Source organism: Collinsella aerofaciens (assembly GCF_040926405.1).
GTDB lineage: Bacteria > Actinomycetota > Coriobacteriia > Coriobacteriales > Coriobacteriaceae > Collinsella.
Genome location: NZ_JBCOIG010000048.1, coordinates 1 through 1,434, shown reverse-complemented (window position 1 = coordinate 1,434; position 1,434 = coordinate 1). Strand labels below are relative to the sequence as shown.

Annotated in this window: 1 rRNA gene; it reads right to left on the bottom strand. The window is 65.3% G+C overall.

What is annotated here, in order from left to right:
- Window positions 1-13 precede the first annotated feature (13 nt).
- Window positions 14-1,434 (bottom strand): 16S ribosomal RNA (locus AB5758_RS09480); the annotation flags it as partial.

Here is a 1,434-nt window from a genome sequence, read left to right as displayed (position 1 = left end):
TTTATCTCCCTAGAAAGGAGGTGATCCAGCCGCACCTTCCGGTACGGCTACCTTGTTACGACTTCACCCCCCTCACCCTCCACACCTTCGGCGCCTCCCCCCTCTCGGTTGGGCCGGCGACTTCGGGTGCAGACGACTCGGGTGGTGTGACGGGCGGTGTGTACAAGGCCCGGGAACGCATTCACCGCGGCATGCTGATCCGCGATTACTAGCAACTCCGACTTCATGGGGGCGGGTTGCAGCCCCCAATCCGAACTGGGGCCGGCTTTCCGGGATCCGCTCCCCCTCGCGGGGTGGCATCCCTCTGTACCGGCCATTGTAGCACGTGTGCAGCCCAGGGCATAAGGGGCATGATGACTTGACGTCGTCCCCGCCCTCCTCCGCCTTGACGGCGGCGGTCCCGCGTGGGTTCCCGGCATCACCCGATGGCAACACGCGGCGGGGGTTGCGCTCGTTGCGGGACTTAACCCAACATCTCACGACACGAGCTGACGACAGCCATGCACCACCTGTATGGGCTCCTCTCGGCCACGGGGTCTCCCCCGCTTCACCCATATGTCAAGCCCTGGTAAGGTTCTTCGCGTTGCTTCGAATTAAGCCACATGCTCCGCTGCTTGTGCGGGCCCCCGTCAATTCCTTTGAGTTTTAGCCTTGCGGCCGTACTCCCCAGGCGGGACGCTTAATGCGTTGGCTGCGGCACGGGGGGATCGTCCCCCCACACCTAGCGTCCATCGTTTACGGCTGGGACTACCAGGGTATCTAATCCTGTTCGCTCCCCCAGCTTTCGCGCCTCAGCGTCGGTCTCGGCCCAGAGGGCCGCCTTCGCCACCGGTGTTCCACCCGATATCTGCGCATTCCACCGCTACACCGGGTGTTCCACCCTCCCCTACCGGACCCAAGCCGCGGAGGTTCCGGGGGCTTCGGGGGGTTGAGCCCCCCGCTTCGACCCCCGGCCTGCCGGGCCGCCTACGCGCGCTTTACGCCCAATGAATCCGGATAACGCTCGCCCCCTACGTATTACCGCGGCTGCTGGCACGTAGTTAGCCGGGGCTTCTTCTGCAGGTACAGTCTTGACTCTTCCCTGCTGAAAGCGGTTTACGACCCGAAGGCCTCCGTCCCGCACGCGGCGTCGCTGCGTCAGGGTTCCCCCCATTGCGCAAGATTCCCCACTGCTGCCTCCCGTAGGAGTCTGGGCCGTGTCTCAGTCCCAATCTGGCCGGTCGGTCTCTCAACCCGGCTACCCGTTGTCGGCACGGTGGGCCGTCACCCCGCCGTCTACCTGATGGGCCGCGGAGCCATCCCCTCCCGTCGGGGCTTTAGCCGGGGTGCCATGCGGCACCCCGGGGTATCCGGTATTACCCGTCCTTTCGGGCGGCTATCCCGGGGGAGGGGGCAGGTTCTCCACGTGTTACTCAGCCGTTCGCCACTCGCTTC